The following is a 17930-nucleotide window of genomic DNA, read 5'->3' as shown; positions in this document are numbered from 1 at the left end:
TGGGGGTTCAGGAGTCGAGCGGTTCTGTGTGCTCTGGCGCCCCTGCTTTGGCCAGTTGGAAATCCATGTATTCATAAGCGATCTGGTGCGCCTGGGCGGTGTCGAACGCGTCTCCCGACAGCGCTCCGCGCAGCCACAAACCGTCAATCAACGCGGCCAGGCCCCGTGCCGCGCTGCGTGCCTGATCAACGGGCAACACGCGGCGGAACTGGCAGCACAAGTTGGAATACAGACGGTGATCGTTGATCCGCTGCAACCTGTGCAAAGACGGGTGGTGCATGCTGGTGGCCCAGAAGGCCAGCCAGGTTTTCATTGCCGGGCCATTGACCTGGCTGGCGTCGAAGTTGCCTTCGATGATCACCTTGAGGTGAGCCCGGGGGCTTGCATCCTCCAGCGCTTGGCGGCGCGCGGTGACGTTCTCGCTCAGGACGCTCATCAGGTACTGGGCCGTGGCCGCGATCAGGCCGTTCTTGTCCTGAAAGTAGTGACTGATGATGCCGTTGGAGACACCGGCCAAACGAGCGATCAGCGCAATGCTGGCATCCCCCATGCCAACCTGATCGACCGCTTGCAACGTGGCTTCGATCAATTGTTGGCGGCGGATGGGTTGCATACCGACCTTGGGCATCTAGCACATCTCCTTAGGCCCGCAGGCGGACGAGTGCAGTCCGTCATGGCGAGGGCCAGTCTATTTTGTTTTGATTGAACGTTCAATCAACAAAGAATAAGCTCTGCGACAATTCGTCGCGATTTGCCGAAATTTCCTACGCGTAAATGGCGCAGAAGCGAGACATCAAGGACCCAAGACCCACGCATTAAGGGGACAAGGGCTTTAAGGGTGTCTTTATAACACCCGCCGGTCGGCTGCCCACTGACCGATTGGTCGGGTACCGCGTTGCCTTGTCCTTCTCTCGCACTGCCTGGAGCATCCGTGCAATGAGTTCTGCCTTTCTAATAAAGACCCCACCGCAAAAGGTGACGGTCAACGGTTGGGTGTTCTACACCTCCACCGCGTTGATTCTGCTGCTGACAGCCATCCTGATTGTCGCCCCGCAGGAGGCCGGCCGATTGCTCGGCATCGCCCAGGCGTGGTTGTCCCGCAGCTTTGGCTGGTACTACATGGTCGTGATCGCGGCTTATCTGGTGTTTGTGGTCGGCCTGGCGTTTTCCTCCTATGGCAAGCTCAAACTGGGCAGCAAGGATGACACCCCGGACTTCAGCTACGGCGCCTGGGCCGGGATGCTGTTTTCCTCTGGCATTGGCATTTCCTTGCTGTACTTCGGCGCCTCCGAGCCGCTGGACCATTATTTCAACCCGCCCGAAGGCGTGGCCGGCAGCCAAATGGCCGCGCGCCAGGCCGTGCAGCTGACGTTCTTGCACTGGGGGCTGCACGGCTGGGCGATCTACGCCTTGGTGGGCCTGGCCGTGGCGTATTTCGCCTACCGGCACAACCAGCCGCTGGCGCTGCGTTCGGCGTTGTATCCGCTGGTGGGCGAGCGCTGGGTCAAGGGTGCGGCCGGTCACGCGGTGGACGGTTTCGGCATGTTCGTGACGTTGCTGGGGCTGGTGACCAACCTGGGGATCGGCTCGTTGCAAGTCGCCTCCGGACTGGAAAATCTGTTCGGCATGGAACACAGCAACACCAACCTGCTGATCGTGATCATCGTGATGAGCACCGTGGCGACCATCGCTGCGGTGTCCGGCGTGGAGAACGGCATCCGCCGCTTGTCGAACCTGAACATCGTGCTGTTCAGCGGCCTGCTGATTTTCGTCTTGCTGTTCGGTCCGACCCTGCACTTGCTCAATGGCTTCGTGCAGAACATCGGCGATTACCTCAACGGTGTGATTCTCAAGACGTTTGACCTGTACGTGTATGTCGACGACAGCGCCAAGTCCGATCGCTGGCTGGGCCTGTGGACCCTGTTCTACTGGGCCTGGTGGATTTCCTGGGCCCCTTTCGTCGGCATGTTCATCGCACGTATTTCCCGTGGCCGCACCGTGCGCGAGCTGGTGGCGGGTGTGCTGTTGATTCCCTTGGGCTTTACGTTGGCCTGGCTGTCGATTTTCGGTAACTCGGCCCTGGACCTGGTGATGAACCAGGGGGCGGTGGAACTGGGCAAGACGGCGCTGACGCAGCCGTCCATGTCGATCTACCAGTTGCTGGAGTATTACCCGGCGTCGAAGGTCGTGATCGGCGTGTCGATCTTCGTCGGTTTCGTGTTGTTCCTGACCCCGGCCGACTCCGGCGCGGTGATGATGGCCAACCTTTCGTGCAAGGGCGGTAGCGTCGATGAAGATGCACCACACTGGTTGCGGATCTTCTGGTCGGTGGCGATCACGCTAGTGACCATCGGCCTGCTGTTCGCCGGTAACTTCGAAGCCATGCAAACCATGGTCGTGCTGGCCGGATTACCGTTCTCGGTGGTGCTGGTGTTCTTCATGTTCGGGCTGCACAAGGCCATGCGCCAGGATGTGCAGGCCGAGCAGGAGCGGGCGGAGTTGGCGGCGGTGGGGCGGGTCTTTAGCTGACCCATTCCATGGTTGTAAACACTGTTGTGGCGAGGGGATTTAGCGAAACGTCGCACCGCCCCGCTGGGCTGCGAAGCAGCCCCAAAACCGGACACCGCGGTGCAACAGGTGAACCCAGTCAGCCGGCTTACGACTGCTGCGCAGCCGAGCGGGGATAAATCCCCTCGCCACAGGAGTCCGCGTTCAGCTTGAGTACCTGCACAAACAAAAACGCCGCGATCATCTCGCGGCGTTTTTGTGTGCGTGGGCTCAGCCCAGGTTCTTGCCGAGCAGTGCGTGGTACAGCTCGCTGTCGCCCAGGATCCCGACGACTTTCTGGTTATCGTGGAGCACCAGTTTGTTGCCGGTCTGGTAGCGGATCTGCAGGGCGTCGCGCATGCCGATGTTGGAGTCCACCAGGGTTGGACGCCGGCCCAGGTCTTCCACTGCCTGGCCCGGTGCCCAGTTTTGCAGGTCCAGGGCCGCGCCGTTCTGCCGGGCGCCCTTGATGGTGTTGCCTTCGGCCAGGTCGAGCCAGGAGTCGCCGCCCGGATCCAGGCAGACCGAACCGTTGATGCGCTTGCAGTTGTCCAGGGTGCGCATCAGGCTGCGGCCGCACAGGACGTTGAGCGGATTGGTATGGGCGACGAAGGTGCGCACATAGTCGTCCGCCGGGTTCAGCACGATTTCTTCCGGTTTGCTGTACTGGATGATCCGGCCATCCTTCATGATCGCGATACGGCTACCCAGCTTCAGGGCTTCGTCGAGGTCGTGGCTGACGAACACGATGGTCTTGCTCAGCTTGCGCTGCAGTTCCAGCAGTTCGTCTTGCAGGCCTTGGCGGATCAACGGGTCGAGGGCCGAGAACGGTTCGTCCATCAGCAGGATGTCGGCGTCCATTGCCAGGGCGCGGGCCAGGCCGACCCGTTGCTGCATGCCGCCGGACAATTCGTCGGGCTTCTTGTTGCGCCACTGGGTCAGGCCCACCAGCTCAAGCTTCTCATCCACCAGCTTGCGCCGTTCCTTTTCCGGGCGGCCCTGCATTTCCAGGCCGAAGCTGATGTTCTCGCGCACCGTCAGCCAAGGCATCAGGGCGAATTTCTGGAACACCATGGCGATACGCTTGGTGCGCATCATCTTCAGTTCTGCGGGGGTGCAGGACGCAATGTCGATCTGCCGGCCTTCGTGCTCGACGAACAGCTTGCCGCGGCTGACGGTGTTCAAGCCGTTGATGCAGCGCAGCAGGCTGGATTTGCCGGAGCCGGAAAGGCCCATCAAGACACAGATTTCGCCTTTCTCGATATCCAGGCTGGCTTTTTCCACGCCGACGATTTGCCCGGTTTTCTTCAGGATTTCGTTGCGGGTCATGCCCTGGTCGAGCAGTTTGAGGGCCTCGCGAGGGTCCCTGGCGAAGATCACGTCAACGTCTTCAAAGCGAATTATGCTCATGCGTCACCCCCTACTTTGGCGTCGGGTTGTTTGCAGATTCGGTCGAGCATGATCGCCAACAGGACGATCGCCAGGCCGGCTTCGAAGCCCAGGGCGATATCGGCGGTGTTCAGTGCGTTGACCACGGGTTTGCCCAGGCCGTCGGCACCCACCAGCGCGGCAATCACCACCATCGACAACGACAGCATGATGCACTGGGTGATACCGGCCGCGATGCTCGGCATCGCATGGGGCAGTTCAATGCGCGACAGGAGTTGGCGACGGGAGCAGCCAAAGGCTTTGCCGGCGTCCATCAGTTCGTCCGGTACGTCGCGGATGCCCAGGTAGGTCAGGCGGATCGGCGCGGCAATCGCGAACACCACCGTGGAGATCAGACCCGGGACCACACCCAGACCGAAAAGGGTCAGGGTAGGAATGAGGTAGACGAAGGTCGGTACGGTCTGCATCAGATCGAGCACCGGACGCATCATGGTGTAGAACATCGGCTTGTGCGCGGCAACAATGCCTAGCGGCACGCCGATCAGCACACAGACCAGGGTCGCGAACAGCACCTGGGCGAGGGTTTCCATGGTCTCTTGCCAGTAACCCAGGTTGAGAATCAGCAGGAAGGACGCGATGACGAATACGGTCAGGCCCCATTTGCGCTGGATAAAGTGCGCCAATAGCGCGATGAGGCCGATCAGGGCCAGGGGGTTGAACCAGGTCAGCGCAAACGTCACGCCGTGAATCATCGTTTCCAGGAACAGCGCGATTGCGTCGAAGGTGTTGGCGCCGTTTTGCGTCAACCATTCGACAAAGCCCGCGATGTACTGGCCCAAGGGTATTTTCTGATCAATAAGCATGGTAGTGAACGTCCGCATGCAAGGGAATAAACAGCCCGGACGAGCGAACTCGCCCGGCATAACATAGGCAGTTATTGCGCAAGTTTGGCTTTCACGGCTTCCAGGCCAGGTTTACCGTCAATGGTGGTCACGCCAGCGAGCCAGGTATCGAGTACCTGTGGGTTTTTCTTCAGCCAGGCCTTGGCGGCGGCCTCAGGTTTCATCTTGTCGTCGAGCACGTTGCCCATCAGCGTGCTTTCCATGTCGACGGTGAACTCCAGGTTTTTCAACAGTTGCCCAACGTTGCTGCATTCCTGGCTGTAGCCCTTGCGGGTGTTGGTCGCCACGGTAGCGGCACCGAAATCGGGGCCGAAGAAGTCATCGCCGCCGGTCAGGTACTGAATCTTGAAGCGGGTGTTCATCGGATGTGGCGCCCAGCCGAGGAACACCACGTCGGTGCCACGCTTGGCGGCGCGATCGACCTGCGAGAGCATGCCCGCTTCACTCGACTCGACGACTTTGAAGCCTGCGTCCTTCAGGCCGAAGGCGTTCTTTTCGATCATGCTCTGGATCAGGCGGTTGCCGTCGTTACCCGGTTCGATGCCGTAGATCTTGCCGTCCAGCTCTTTCTTGAATTTGGGGATGTCGGCGAAGTCATGCAGGCCCTTGTCATACAAGGCCTGGGGCACGGCGAGGGTGTATTTGGCGCCCGTGAGGTTGGTGCGCACGGTTTCCACGGTGCCCGCTTCACGGTAGGCCTTGATGTCGTTTTCCATGGTCGGCATCCAGTTGCCGAGGAATACATCCATGTTCTTGCCATCGGCCAGGGACTTGTAGGTCACCGGCACGGAAATCATGGTGGTCTTGGTCTTGTAGCCCAGCGCGTCCAGCACCACGCTGGTGGTCGCCGTGGTCACGGTAATGTCGGTCCAGCCGACATCGGAGAAGTTGACGGTACTGCACTTTTCGGGTTCTGCAGCGTTGGCCAGCATCGGAAGACTCAGCATGGCGGCCAACAACAACGGCTTGGAACCTTTCATGGGTGGACTCCTGGTTTTTTATTGGCGTTGTCCGGTCAGGACAACCGCGCTTAATTGGATGTTGCGGTTGGTGGCGCGTGGGCACTCTCTGACACGCGGCCTTGCAAACGAGCCGTAACTGATCATGTACCAGTGCAAATCTGACGCCTACAGGGTGGGTCGTATCCAGTACAGGGATGGTCGCATCCAGTGTCGGTGACGTCGTTTACAGATTTTTTCCGCCCCCGACGGGCCTCTGACACGTAGAAAAACGCCGTAAAACCGGGGTCGGGGACCCGCGGCGTTGATGGGCATGATTGCGTCGGTGTCAGACGTCGGGCGCCAAGGCAAAAACCGGATGATGCGGCCATCCCGGCGTTGAGCGTAGCAGCTCCGTCACCGGACGCTCCTGCGCCCGGATGTGCCTGTTCTGGAGGTTATCGGCAATGGCAATCAGCGTTTTCGACTTGTTCAAAATCGGTATCGGCCCGTCCAGTTCCCACACCGTGGGCCCCATGCGTGCCGCGGCGCTGTTCGTTGAAGCACTGAAGGCAAAGGCCCTGCTCCATGATGTGCGTCGGGTCGAGGTGCAGTTGTTCGGTTCATTGTCGGCCACCGGCATCGGCCATGGCAGCGACAACGCCGTGATCATGGGCCTGATGGGGGAGTGGCCGGACGCAATCGACCCGTCGCAGATCGGCCCGCGCATCGAGCTGCTGCGTGAAACCCAGACCCTGCTGCTCGACGGTCGCCTGCCCGTGCCGTTCATCTGGTCCCGGGACATGCGCCTGATCGACGAGAACCTGCCATTCCACCCCAATGCGATGACACTGGTAGCCGAGGGTGCCGACGGTGAGCTGCACCGTGACACTTATTACTCGGTTGGCGGTGGCTTTGTCGTTGATGAGGCCCAGGCCTCCAGCGGCGTGGTGGATCTGGACAGCACTGAGCTGCCTTACGATTTCTCCAGCGCCGAAGAATTGCTTGAGTTGTGCCGTACCCACAACTTGCGGGTGGCCGAATTGATGCTGGCCAACGAAAAGGTCTGGCGTTCCGAAGAAGAGATCCGCAGTGGCCTGATGAAGCTGTGGCGGGCCATGCAGGATTGCGTCGAGCAGGGCCTCAAGCACGAAGGCATCCTGCCGGGCGGCTTGAATGTGCGTCGGCGGGCGGCCAAGTTGCACCGCAGCCTGCAGGAGCTGAACAAGCCCAATGTCATCGGCTCGACCCTCAGCGCCATGGAGTGGGTCAACCTGTTTGCCCTGGCGGTCAACGAGGAGAACGCGGCCGGTGGGCGCATGGTCACGGCGCCGACCAACGGTGCGGCGGGGATCATCCCGGCGGTGCTGCACTACTTCATGAAATTCAGCGAAGCGGTCACCGACGCCAACGTCGTGGATTATTTCCTCGGTGCGGCGGCCGTCGGGATCCTGTGCAAAAAGAACGCATCGATCTCCGGCGCCGAAGTCGGTTGCCAAGGCGAGGTGGGATCGGCCTGCGCCATGGCGGCGGCAGGCCTGGCGGAAATCCTCGGGGCCACGCCAGAGCAACTGTGCAACGCCGCGGAAATCGGCCTGGAACACAACCTCGGCCTGACCTGCGACCCAGTGGGCGGCCTGGTGCAGGTGCCGTGCATCGAGCGCAATGCGATCGCCGCGGTCAAGGCCATCAACGCCGCCCAAATGGCCTTGCGCGGGGATGGCCAGCATTTCATCTCTCTGGACCGGGTGATCCGTACCATGCGTGATACCGGTGCCGACATGCATGACAAATATAAAGAGACATCCCGCGGTGGTTTGGCGGTAAGTGCGGTGGAGTGCTGAAATCGCGTTCGCACAACCCGTTGTGACAAGAGGGACTCTGTGGGAGCAAGGCTTGCCCGCGATGGCGGCAGTAGACTCAACATGGATGTCGACAGACATACTGTCATCGCGAGCAAGCTTTGCTCCTACACAGATTCCCTTTATTCACGAGATCGAAAATCGCTCGTAAAATGAACACCCATCCACAAATGCGCCACCTTTTGGCGCGTCGCAAACAGACAAGCCCCCCGTTGTCGAGCCAGCCGCTGAATCGCGCTCGACCGTCCGTCACCCGCACCTGTGGTGCTACTCCTTGCGCAAGCCGCGCAGCCCAGTTCCCACAAGTGCTACCGAACTGCTCACAGCCTTCTGTGATCCGTACCTGCCGCCACTGATGGCACCTAAAACCTGCACTCGATGCACGCCTTATATAGACAGGCCGCGATGTCGTTTTCAGGATTTATTGAACACACATTCAATTTTAGGCATGGCAATTGCTCTATCCCGATAAAGCCCTGTCTCGCGCAAGAGAACGTGGCAATAACAAGAGCCTCCGCCTGAGGCCATCACCCGCTTTGTGTGAGGAGATACCGCGATGACGACGTCCAACTCCGGGGCCCAACCCCAGAACCGTGCGCCTCAATCCATCGGCTTTTTGCTGCTGGACAATTTCACGCTGATTTCCCTGGCGTCCGCGGTAGAACCGCTACGCATGGCCAACCAACTATCCGGTCGCGAGCTGTATCGCTGGACCACCCTTACGGTCGATGGCGGCCAGGTCTGGGCCAGCGACGGTTTGCAGATCACCCCCGACGCCTCCATGCACAAGGCGCCGCCCCTGGACACCGTCATCGTTTGTGGCGGCATCGGCATCCAGCGCACCGTGACCCGTGAACACGTGTCGTGGCTGCAGAGCCAGGCCCGCCAGTCCCGTCGCCTCGGCGCGGTCTGCACCGGCAGTTGGGCCCTGGCCTGCGCCGGCCTGCTGGACGGTTTCGATTGCAGCGTGCACTGGGAATGCCTGGCGGCGATGCAGGAAGCTTTCCCGCGGGTATCGATGAGCACCCGCCTGTTCACCCTCGACCGCAACCGCTTCACCAGCTCCGGTGGCACCGCGCCGCTGGACATGATGCTGCACTTGATCAGTCGTGATCACGGTCGTGAGCTGTCGGCGGCGATCTCTGAAATGTTTGTCTACGAGCGTATCCGCAACGAGCAGGATCACCAGCGTGTGCCGCTCAAGCACATGCTTGGCACCAACCAGCCGAAGTTGCAGGAAATCGTCGCGCTGATGGAAGCCAACCTCGAAGAGCCGATCGACCTGGACGAACTGGCGGTGTACGTCGCCGTGTCCCGGCGCCAGTTGGAGCGGTTGTTCCAGAAATACCTGCACTGCTCACCGTCGCGCTATTACCTCAAGCTGCGGCTGATTCGTGCACGACAACTGCTCAAGCAGACGCCGATGTCGATCATCGAAGTGGCGTCGGTGTGCGGCTTTGTCTCTACCCCGCACTTCTCCAAGTGCTACCGCGAATACTTCGGCATACCGCCAAGGGACGAACGCGTCGGCTCCAACACCACACAACAGGTGGCAATGATGCCGCTGCCGCAGGCGCTGGTGCTGTCGCCATTGTCCGGGCCGCTGTCGGCGCTGAGTCAGGCGCGTAATGAGTCGACGTTTGCCAGTGTGAGGCTCTAAGACCTCAGCGCCTTCATCGCGAGCAAGCTCGCTCCCACAGTTGGATTGGGGGGTGGCCAGAGAGAGAGGTCGGCTGTAAGGCCGTCTTCGCGAGCAAGCCCGCTCCCACAGGGGAAACGCGGTCTCACCAAGAACCAGGTCGGCTATCAGGCCGCCTCGTGGTGGACGTTGATCTCGGGCGCCCCGTTAACCTCGCTGGCTGAATGAAGGTATTGCGCAGTGGGCACCTCGGCATGGATGCCGAGGTAGCCGCGCTGGGCCATGGATGGCCCTTCGCGGCGGCTCACGGAGCAATGCCTTCGTTCAGGCATGCCGAGCCTAAGCGAGGCACCGAGTGGTGGGGCAAAGCGCTTTTGCTTACTTTTGGCTGGTCCGGCTCCCGGCTTTTCCAAAAGTGAGCCGCCGTAAGGGCGGAACCCTAAGCGGCCGTTACGCAAAAAATGGATATGTACTCAGTCAACAAAACCCTGGCCGGCTGCGAGGCCGTCATCGCGAGCAAGCTCGCTCCCACAGGTTTTATCAGCCGCTAGCCGCTATGGGTCTGGTGGTATTGCGTCAACGCCGGCAACAACTGCTTGTCGAACGCCTCGCGCACGGCCGGCAGGACGGTGGCGCCGCTGGTGTACATGTCCTTGACCATCTTGCGCAATTCATTGGCGCGGGCCGTATCCAGCCCCCGCACGGCATATTCGCAGGCCTGCTCGGCAGTGGCACCGCTGGGTATCTGCAACCCCAGGGCCTTGAGGTGGCCCAGCAGGTCTTCCTGGTCGATCAAATCGGCGTGCATCATGACGCTTTTCCTTGTTCAGGGATTGGGGTCGTGTCTCGATTCTGGTAGCCACCCGAAGCGGCGGCAAGGGCAAATGGTCGCAATGTCATGAATGACTATGGAGGCGTCGTTTTCGGCTAACTTGCCCAGACCTGGACTGGGCACACTGGCCCCAAGCTGAATCACGATGGTTTGGTCACCCTCGCGCAACAGCTCCTCCAGTAACGCTCCTGCCCCGATCCTGTCACGGCTTGATCGGGGATTTTTTTGCCTGTGAAAATCAGGACGTGATGGGGTGTTTGACTGGGCGCTATCGCGAGCAAGCTCGCTCCCACAGGGGGGGCTGTGGCGTTCACAGAACTCAATGTGGGAGCGAGCTTGCTCGCGATGAACGATGACGCGGTCTACCTCTGCAACACCAGAATCCGCGACAGCAACTCATCCCTATCCACATAACACCCCTGGAAATGCCGGGCTCCGGAAGCCGGGTCGAAGGCGTTGCGGGCGTGGAGGGTGCGGCGATTGTCGAAGCACCAGAGCTGGCCGGGTTCGAGGCGCTGCACCAGGCGAAAGTGTGGCTCGCGGGTCAGGGCGATGAAGCGGCGGTAGGCACGGTAAAGCCTGGGCATCTGCTCGACCGAGGTGTCGAACGGCCCTCGCAGGAAGTTCGCCATGCGGATTTCCGAAACCTGCCCGAGGGCATCCAGGGCGATGATCGGCGCCAGGCAGCGGTAGTCGCTGCGGCGGTCCTTGTTGCGAAATTCCACCGGGATCTGGCAAAGGGCGTCGAAGGCCTCGGGGTCTTCTTGGCGCAACGCCTCGGCAATGGCAAAACCGTCGACAAAAATGCTCTCGCCACCGTCAGCGTCATTCACCAGGCAATGCAAGAACTGCAGCCCCGGCTGCAACTCCCGGGTCGGCAGGTCGGTGTGCAGTGGCAGGTTGAAAGCGGTGTAGGCGTTGCTGTCGGCATCGGCCTTGGACTGCACGTTGAACAGCACGCCGAAGTTGCTCTCGCGGATGAAGGAAATGCGCTGGGCAATGCGTTTCAGCGAACCGGGTTCGGTGGGCACGCCACGCACTTGGGTCAGGCCGATGTCGCGCACCGCCAGCAACCAGTGCAGCAACGCATCGGCATCGTCCATCAGCGCCGGGTAATCGAACACCGGCAGTGGCAGGTCGTGCCGCCACAGCTGGCACCGCGGCTTGTTCGCCAGGCGCTCGGCCCGGGATTGATCGTCGTAGGCGTGGGCGCGCAACCAGCCCGGGTCGAAACGGCTCTGGTGGCCGTCCTGCCAGTCCACGCAGAGACAGCCTTCGGTGTCGAGACGGACCGCCCTGGGTGACATCCCTTCCGGGACGTCGACGATTTCCAGCACCTGCTCGCGGGTGACGCTGTAGACGCATTGGGCGCACGGGCAGTTGTCCCGCAGCCATGGGTGATGAAAAGGGCTGGTCCGGCCATCGGCCCACGTCACTTGCACCTGGTCGGCCAAGGGGGTTGCGGCGGTCAACGCGAAGATCAGGGGATAACGGCGGAAGTCGGCAAAAGCGGCGGCGGTGTTCATGCGATCTCCTGTTCAAGGCTTATCGGGCGGGGGGCAGGGCGATGACCCGGCCGATGTACGCCGGGGGCGGCAGGTCGGATTGCTCGTCGAGCAGGGCGTCGAGCCGGGCCAGGGTCTGCTGCGTGAAGGGCGCCGAGCGCGGACCGGCGAGGTCGACGTGCAGCAGCATCTGCTCATTGCCGGCCAACTCTTTATCACCACCAACCAGGTGCAGGCTGTGATAGAGATGCAGGCGTTTGGCGTCGTGACCGATGATCTGCGTGTGCACTTGCACCTCGGCCCCAAGCTTCACTTCGTGCAGGTAATTGAGGTGAAGTTCGAGGGTGAACAGCGAGTGGCCGCTGGCTTCGCGGTTCTGGCTGTCCAGGCCGAGCCGGTCCATCAGCGCGTCGGTGGCGTAGCTGAAGATCAGCAGGTAGAAGGCATCGCGCAGATGGCCGTTGTAATCGACCCATTCGGGGAGGATGGGGGTTTGGTAGGTGGTGAGGGTGGGCATGGTCCTGGTTCCGACAGTTGTGGTGACTGGGCTGGCGCTATCGCGAGCAAGCTCGCTCCCACAGGGGATCTTCTGAGTGAAATAAAATAGTGTTCACACCGCGAAATTCCTGTGGGAGCGAGCTTGCTCGCGATGGGGCCAGATCTGCTGGCCCAAAAAGCCCAGGATTACTCGCTGAAGGCCATGCCATGTTTGGCTTTGGTGGCCTTCACCGCCTCCAGCACTGCCAGCAGGCAATCATCACGATAGCGCTCCAGGGCCGAAATGCTGTGGTTGCCCAATTGCTCGCTCGTGCCATCCACCACATCGTCGATCAGCTTCTCGGTCAGTTCCGGCGCTGGCAGGTAGGTCCACGGCAGTTGCAGTGCCGGGCCGAACTGGGCCATGAAGTGCCGCATGCCGGCATCGCCGCCGGCCAGGGTGTAGGTCAGGAACGTGCCCATGAACGACCAGCGCAGGCCGGCGCCAAAACGGATGGCATCGTCGATTTCCCCAGTGGTAGCGACACCGTCGTTGACCAGATGCAGGGCCTCGCGCCACAGCGCTTCGAGCAGGCGGTCGGCGATGAAGCCGGGCACTTCCTTGCGCACGTGCAACGGCCGCATGCCGAGGGATTCATACACCTGCATCGCCGCTTGCACGGCTTCGGGCGCGGTGTTTTTGCCACCGACCACTTCCACCAGCGGCAATAGATAGACGGGGTTGAACGGGTGCCCGACCACGCACCGTTCCGGGTGGGTGGAGTTTTCATAGAACTCGCTTGGCAGCAGCCCCGAGGTACTCGATCCGATCAGTGCATCTGGCTTGGCGGCGGCGCTGATCTGGGCGTGCAGTTCGAGCTTGAGTTCCAGCCGCTCGGGGGCGCTTTCCTGGATGAAGTCGGCGTCGCGCACGCATTCTTCGATGGTGGCGACAAAGCGCAGGCGATCCTGCGAGGCGCCAGGGGCCAGGCCTTGTTTCTCCAGGGCGCCCCAGGCGTTGGCGACGCGTTTGCGCAGCGCGGCTTCAGCGCCGGGGGCCGGGTCCCAAGCGACAACGTCGAGGCCATGGGCCAAGGCCCGGCTGACCCAGCCGCTGCCGATCACGCCGCTGCCCAGGGCGGCAAAGGTCTTGATGTCGGTGATGAAGCTCATGGTGATTTTCCTGAAGAAATAGTTCGGTGATTCCCTGTGGGAGCAAGGCTTGCCCGCGATGGCGGCAGTAGATTCAACAGGGATGTCGACTGACATACCGTCATCGCGGGCAAGCCTTGCTCCCACAGGTTGTGTCCCTAGGGGGAGATAAGTGTTTGGTCAGCCGCGCTGAGTCAGACCCATTTTCTTGCGCCCCTCAGCGGGCGTGAGCACTCGCGCCCCAAGGCGACTGAGGATTTCGCCAGCCCGCTCCACCAATTGGCCGTTGGTGGCGAGCACGCCTTTGTCCAGCCAGAGGTTGTCTTCCAGCCCGACCCGCACGTTGCCCCCCAGCAGCACTGCCTGGGCGGCCATCGGCATTTGCATGCGGCCGATGCCGAAGCCGGCCCACACTGCATCGGCCGGCAGGTTGTCGACCATGGCCTTCATGGTGGTGGTGTCGGCCGGTGCGCCCCACGGGATGCCCAGGCAGAGCTGGAACAGCGGGTTGTCCAGCAGGCCTTCCTTGATCAGTTGCTTGGCGAACCACAGGTGGCCGGTGTCGAAGATCTCCAACTCGGCCTTGACCCCCAGTTCAGTGATGCGCTTGGCGCCGGCCCGCAGTTGCGCCGGGGTGGAGACGTAAATGGTGTCGCCGTCGCCAAAGTTCAGGGTGCCGCAATCCAGCGTGCAGATTTCCGGCAACAGCTCTTCGACGTGGGCCAGGCGGGTCAGCGGCCCCACCAGGTCGGTGTTGGGGCCGAATTCCATCGGCCGTTCGCCGGCACCGATCTCCAGGTCGCCGCCCATGCCGGCGGTGAGGTTGACGATGATGTCCACGTCCGCCTCACGGATGCGCTCCATCACTTCGCGGTACAGCGCCACGTCGCGGCTGAACTTGCCGGTCTGCGGGTCGCGGACGTGGCAGTGGACCACCGTGGCCCCGGCCTTCGCAGCTTCGACGGCAGCGGCGGCGATCTGTTTCGGGGTGACCGGCACGTGCGGGCTCTTGGCGGTCGTGTCGCCAGCACCGGTGAGTGCGCAGGTGATGATGACGTCGTGGTTCATGGTGCGGATTCCTTCAGGCGTGGTAAGTCACTGCGCAGCCCTTTGGCGCTGCGCAGATGGATAACGGTGGGTCAGTTACTGGTGAGTTTCAGGTTGTCGGCGGCCGGCTTGCCGTCGAAGGTGGTCACGCCTTCGAGCCAGCGCTGCTTGTCTTGCGGGTGATCCTTGAGCCATTGCCGGGCCGATTCGAGGGGATCCTTGTGATCGAGCAACGGCTGCATCATCCGGCTCTCGTCTTCGGCGGTGAAGGTCAGGTTGCTCAGCAAGCGACCGACGTTCGGGCATTGCTCGGCGTAGTTTGGCGCAGTGACGGTCCACACGGTGGCCATGCCTTCGTTCGGACCGAGGGCGTCTTCGCTGCCGGTGAGGTAGGTCATTTGCACGTTGACGTTCATCGGATGCGGCGCCCAGCCGAAGAACACCACGGCTTCCTTGCGCCGTACGGCGCGGTCCACGGCGGCGAGCATGCCGGCTTCGCTGGATTCCACCAGTTGGAATTTGCCCAGGCCGAACTGGTTCTTGGCGATCATCGCCTTGATCTGGGTGTTGGCGCCGGAACCAGGTTCGATGCCGTAGATCTTGCCGCCCAACTCTTTTTCGAATTTGGCGATGTCGGCGAAGGTTTTCAGGCCCTTGTCGGCCAGGTAGGTCGGTACGGCCAGAGTGGCGCGGGCGTCCTTGAGGCTGGGTTGCTCCAGCACCTTGACCTGCTTGGCCTCGACGAATGGGGTGATGGTCTGGGTCATCAACGGGTTCCAGTAGCCCAGGAACAAGTCCAGGCGCTGGTCGCGGATGCCGGCGAAGATGATTTGCTGGGAGGCGCTGGTCTGCTTGGTCTTGTAGCCGAGACCGTCGAGCATCACTTGGGTCAGGGCGCTGGTGGCGATGACGTCGGTCCAGTTGACCACGCCCAGGCGTACGTTCTGGCATGCGGCGGGCTCGCCCGCCATGACCGCGCCATTCAGGAAAACGGTACCGCTGAGTGCAAGGACGCAGGAGCTGATCAGTCGTTTCATGTCGGGTTCCTCGGCAGCTTATTGTTATGGGTTCCGGCATCTGCGTGCCGGTGATGCCAAGTTACGCAGCCCCACGCCTGGCAAAACGCACAGCGGCGACGTGCTCTTGCACTGCGGCGACCTAGTGTCCTGTTTCACGAATAGGGGCCTGCAGCGCTTGAACAGCCCTTGCAACTGGCGTATCAAGATCCGCACGCTACCCGCCAATCGAGTGCGCTCCATGTCCCAGGATTTCTACTTCTTGTTGATGCCGGGCTTTTCAGCCATCGGCTTCATTTCGGCCATCGAGCCGTTGCGGGTGGCCAATCGTTTTCGCGGCGAGCTGTATCGCTGGCATGTGCTGAGTATCGATGGCGGGGCGGTGCTGGCGAGCAACGGCATGTCGGTCAACGCCGATGCCGCGCTGGAGCCCTTGAAGAAAGGCGCGACCCTTTGGGTGGTGGCGGGGTTCGAGCCGCTGAAATTCGCCACCCCGACACTGGAGCGCTGGCTGCATCGGTTGGACAGCGAAGGCGTGATCCTGGGCGGCATCGACACCGGCAGCGTGGTCCTGGCCGAGGCGGGACTGCTGGAAGGGCATCGCGTGACCTTGCATTGGGAAGCGATCGAGGCGTTCAAGGAGTCTTATCCACAGCTTGGCGTGACCCAGGAACTGTTCGAAATCGACCGGCGCCGCATCACGTGTGCGGGCGGCACCGCGTCCATCGACCTGATGCTCGATCTGATCGGCCAGGCCCACGGTTCGGAACTGGCGATCCAGGTCAGCGAACAGTTCGTGCTCGGCCGCATCCGCCCGCGCAAAGACCACCAGCGCATGGAAATCGCCAATCGCTATGGCGTTCGCAACAAGAAGCTGGTGCACGTCATCGGCGAGATGGAAACCCACAGCGAACCGCCCCTGAGCACCTTGGCGTTGGCCGAGTCGATCAACGTCACCCGCCGCCAGCTCGAACGCCTGTTCCGCCTGCACCTGAACGACACCCCGAGCAACTTCTACCTGCGCCTGCGCCTGGAAAAGGCCCGGCAGCTGCTGCGCCAGACCGACATGAGCGTGCTGGAGGTGAGCATCGCCTGCGGCTTTGAGTCACCGTCGTACTTTACCCGCAGCTATCGGACACGGTTCGCGCGCTGCCCGCGGGAGGATCGGCGACAGGTGGCGAGAAATTAAACGCTTCAATGGCGAGCGCATCGAAAACAATTAAAAACATCTTGATTTAGATTGTTTGTGGCGGCTGCTGTGATTTTTTTAAAGACTGTCCTTCGTTAGTTTCGGCGGGCAACGCGTTGTCCGCCAATCCAATAATGCTTGTTGTCGTCGGGTGCTGAATAAGCGTCAAGCGAGGTGCTGTGCGTGAGAAAAAGTGTCTGGCTTTTTTGGTTGTTGCTATTTATGAGTCGCGCGGCACAGGGGGAAATTGCCCACCCGGGTATCTTGGTGGACTTCAAACAATTACGGTACATCAAGGAAAATATTTACCGTGAACCTTGGAAAAGTGCTTATGAGAGAGCTTTGCAGGACCCGTTGGCCGATAAAGCCTACGAGCCCACTCCTTGGGCGACTGTGGAGTGCGGCTCGTATTCAAACCCCAATAATGGCTGTTCGGATGAAATTAGAGACGCACGAGCGGCCTACACACAGGCGTTATTGTGGCGGTTGAGCGGTGACCCTCGATATGCCGAAAACGTACGAAAAATCCTTAACGCATGGGCCGAGACGCTGACGGGGGGACACACTAACAGTAATGGTCCCTTGCAGGCTGCCTGGGGGGCAGAGTTGTTTACTCGGGCTGCTGAGATTGTCAAATATTCCTATGACGGATGGCCCCAACCGGAAAAAGACAAGGTTACTCGGCTGTTTGCGAGGCAATATTATCCTGATGTGCTACGTGCTTTTTCTGGCGGTTATGTTTGCTATAACAAAAATTGGCATGCAAGCGCCATTGAAGCGATGTTCAATATTGCTGTATTCAATAAAAATCAAATATGGCTTGATGACGCTGTTGCGAAGTGGCGTAGCCTCGTTCCGTCCTATATCTATCTTTCCTCAGATGGCGCGCGTCCGAAAGACGCTCCGTGGTGTCCGCGCAGCAACGCGCAAATCAATGCGCACTGGAGCAACCCTGAAACCTACGTAGAAGGTTTGACGCAAGAAAGTTGTCGGGATTTTGAACATGCGGCTTATGGTTTGGCGGCAATAATCAATGTTGCGCAGAGCGCTCGTTTACAGGGGCTTGATTTGTATCAGGATCAAATCAGTCAGGCCGCGTTACGTATCCCTAAGGCGATGGAATTGCACAGTGCCTATCAAAACGGTGGCCAGGCAAAATTATGCAAGGCCTATGATGGATACAAGAACGATACGGTCGGTACGTTCGAGATAGGCTTCAATCACTACGCGCTGCGCGAAGGCCTTTCCCTGCCGCAGACGTCGCTTTTCCTGCAAAAGCACCGCCCCGTCAAAGGCAAATTTCATTACCTTTGGGAGACCCTGACTCATGGGTCCACGGGAATCATCCCCTAAGAGACAGTCGTATTTGGTTGAGAGGATCCGGACGGGCGGAGCGGGTTTGACAGGCATTTATCCTCAATTATACTCACGACTA

At 60.7% G+C, this 17930-nt stretch carries 16 protein-coding genes; 5 read left to right on the top strand and 11 right to left on the bottom strand.

The window, feature by feature from the left end; genetic code table 11:
* Window positions 1-7 precede the first annotated feature (7 nt).
* On the bottom strand, window positions 8-628 hold the full coding sequence (gene betI, locus AC3A5O_RS26550) for a transcriptional regulator BetI (RefSeq protein WP_122566596.1): 621 nt from the start codon (window positions 626-628) through the stop codon (window positions 8-10).
* Between the two features lie 365 nt (window positions 629-993).
* Between betI and AC3A5O_RS26545 the strand changes: the two genes are divergently transcribed.
* Window positions 994-2529, top strand: a complete 1536-nt coding sequence (locus tag AC3A5O_RS26545; protein WP_305471286.1) for a BCCT family transporter — start codon at window positions 994-996, stop codon at window positions 2527-2529.
* Window positions 2530-2778: 249 nt separating this feature from the next.
* Here the strand turns inward: AC3A5O_RS26545 and choV are convergent, their stop codons facing one another.
* From choV to AC3A5O_RS26530, 3 genes are all read right to left on the bottom strand, one after another.
* Window positions 2779-3957, bottom strand: coding sequence for a choline ABC transporter ATP-binding protein (gene choV, locus AC3A5O_RS26540; RefSeq protein WP_122566597.1), 1179 nt, complete (start codon window positions 3955-3957; stop codon window positions 2779-2781).
* Window positions 3954-4799: a choline ABC transporter permease subunit gene (gene choW / locus AC3A5O_RS26535; RefSeq protein ID WP_014340605.1), complete on the bottom strand. Its 846-nt coding sequence runs from the start codon at window positions 4797-4799 to the stop codon at window positions 3954-3956. Before choW ends, choV begins: the two co-directional genes overlap by 4 nt.
* 71 nt (window positions 4800-4870) lie before the next feature.
* Window positions 4871-5818 carry a choline ABC transporter substrate-binding protein gene (locus AC3A5O_RS26530; RefSeq protein WP_122566598.1) on the bottom strand — a complete coding sequence of 316 codons (948 nt, stop codon included), beginning with the start codon at window positions 5816-5818 and terminating at the stop codon, window positions 4871-4873.
* Window positions 5819-6243: 425 nt separating this feature from the next.
* Here AC3A5O_RS26530 and AC3A5O_RS26525 point away from each other — a divergent pair, with 425 nt between their 5' ends.
* Entirely contained in the window at window positions 6244-7620 is a 1377-nt protein-coding gene (locus AC3A5O_RS26525) for an L-serine ammonia-lyase (protein WP_122566599.1), read from the top strand.
* Window positions 7621-8194: 574 nt separating this feature from the next.
* Window positions 8195-9298, top strand: a complete 1104-nt coding sequence (gene gbdR, locus AC3A5O_RS26520; RefSeq protein ID WP_060740272.1) for a choline metabolism transcriptional regulator GbdR — start codon at window positions 8195-8197, stop codon at window positions 9296-9298.
* Between the two features lie 146 nt (window positions 9299-9444).
* Here gbdR and AC3A5O_RS26515 read toward each other — a convergent pair whose 3' ends face one another.
* The 7 genes from AC3A5O_RS26515 to AC3A5O_RS26485 all read right to left on the bottom strand — a co-directional run bounded on the left by AC3A5O_RS26515 (window position 9445) and on the right by AC3A5O_RS26485 (window position 15327).
* Window positions 9445-9609: a hypothetical protein gene (locus AC3A5O_RS26515; RefSeq protein ID WP_305483205.1), complete on the bottom strand. Its 165-nt coding sequence runs from the start codon at window positions 9607-9609 to the stop codon at window positions 9445-9447.
* Between the two features lie 215 nt (window positions 9610-9824).
* Window positions 9825-10088 (bottom strand): hypothetical protein, encoded by a 264-nt coding sequence (locus tag AC3A5O_RS26510; RefSeq protein ID WP_122566600.1) that lies wholly within the window; start codon window positions 10086-10088, stop codon window positions 9825-9827.
* A 383-nt stretch (window positions 10089-10471) separates the two neighbouring features.
* The gene (locus tag AC3A5O_RS26505; protein ID WP_122566601.1) at window positions 10472-11635 is read right to left on the bottom strand and encodes a gamma-butyrobetaine dioxygenase; all 1164 of its coding nucleotides are present in this window, start codon (window positions 11633-11635) and stop codon (window positions 10472-10474) included.
* Between the two features lie 19 nt (window positions 11636-11654).
* Window positions 11655-12131, bottom strand: a complete 477-nt coding sequence (locus tag AC3A5O_RS26500; protein WP_122566602.1) for a thioesterase family protein — start codon at window positions 12129-12131, stop codon at window positions 11655-11657.
* A 167-nt stretch (window positions 12132-12298) separates the two neighbouring features.
* Window positions 12299-13264, bottom strand: a complete 966-nt coding sequence (locus AC3A5O_RS26495) for an L-carnitine dehydrogenase (protein WP_305482005.1) — start codon at window positions 13262-13264, stop codon at window positions 12299-12301.
* A gap of 159 nt (window positions 13265-13423) precedes the next feature.
* A complete protein-coding gene (gene cdhC / locus AC3A5O_RS26490) occupies window positions 13424-14311 on the bottom strand; it encodes a 3-dehydrocarnitine:acetyl-CoA trimethylamine transferase CdhC (protein WP_014340599.1) in 888 nt (295 codons plus the stop codon).
* Window positions 14312-14382: 71 nt separating this feature from the next.
* Window positions 14383-15327: a choline ABC transporter substrate-binding protein gene (locus tag AC3A5O_RS26485; RefSeq protein ID WP_122566604.1), complete on the bottom strand. Its 945-nt coding sequence runs from the start codon at window positions 15325-15327 to the stop codon at window positions 14383-14385.
* A 220-nt stretch (window positions 15328-15547) separates the two neighbouring features.
* Between AC3A5O_RS26485 and AC3A5O_RS26480 the strand changes: the two genes are divergently transcribed.
* Both AC3A5O_RS26480 and AC3A5O_RS26475 read left to right on the top strand, forming a co-directional pair.
* The gene (locus AC3A5O_RS26480; protein ID WP_305468724.1) at window positions 15548-16495 is read left to right on the top strand and encodes a GlxA family transcriptional regulator; all 948 of its coding nucleotides are present in this window, start codon (window positions 15548-15550) and stop codon (window positions 16493-16495) included.
* A gap of 183 nt (window positions 16496-16678) precedes the next feature.
* A complete protein-coding gene (locus AC3A5O_RS26475; protein WP_487753934.1) occupies window positions 16679-17848 on the top strand; it encodes an alginate lyase family protein in 1170 nt (389 codons plus the stop codon).
* Window positions 17849-17930: the final 82 nt, after the last annotated feature.

The sequence above is a fragment of the Pseudomonas sp. Soil_N_39 genome, from assembly GCF_057655955.1.
The sequence above is the reverse complement of the archived record's forward strand: the minus strand, read 5'-3'. Positions and strand labels throughout refer to the sequence as shown.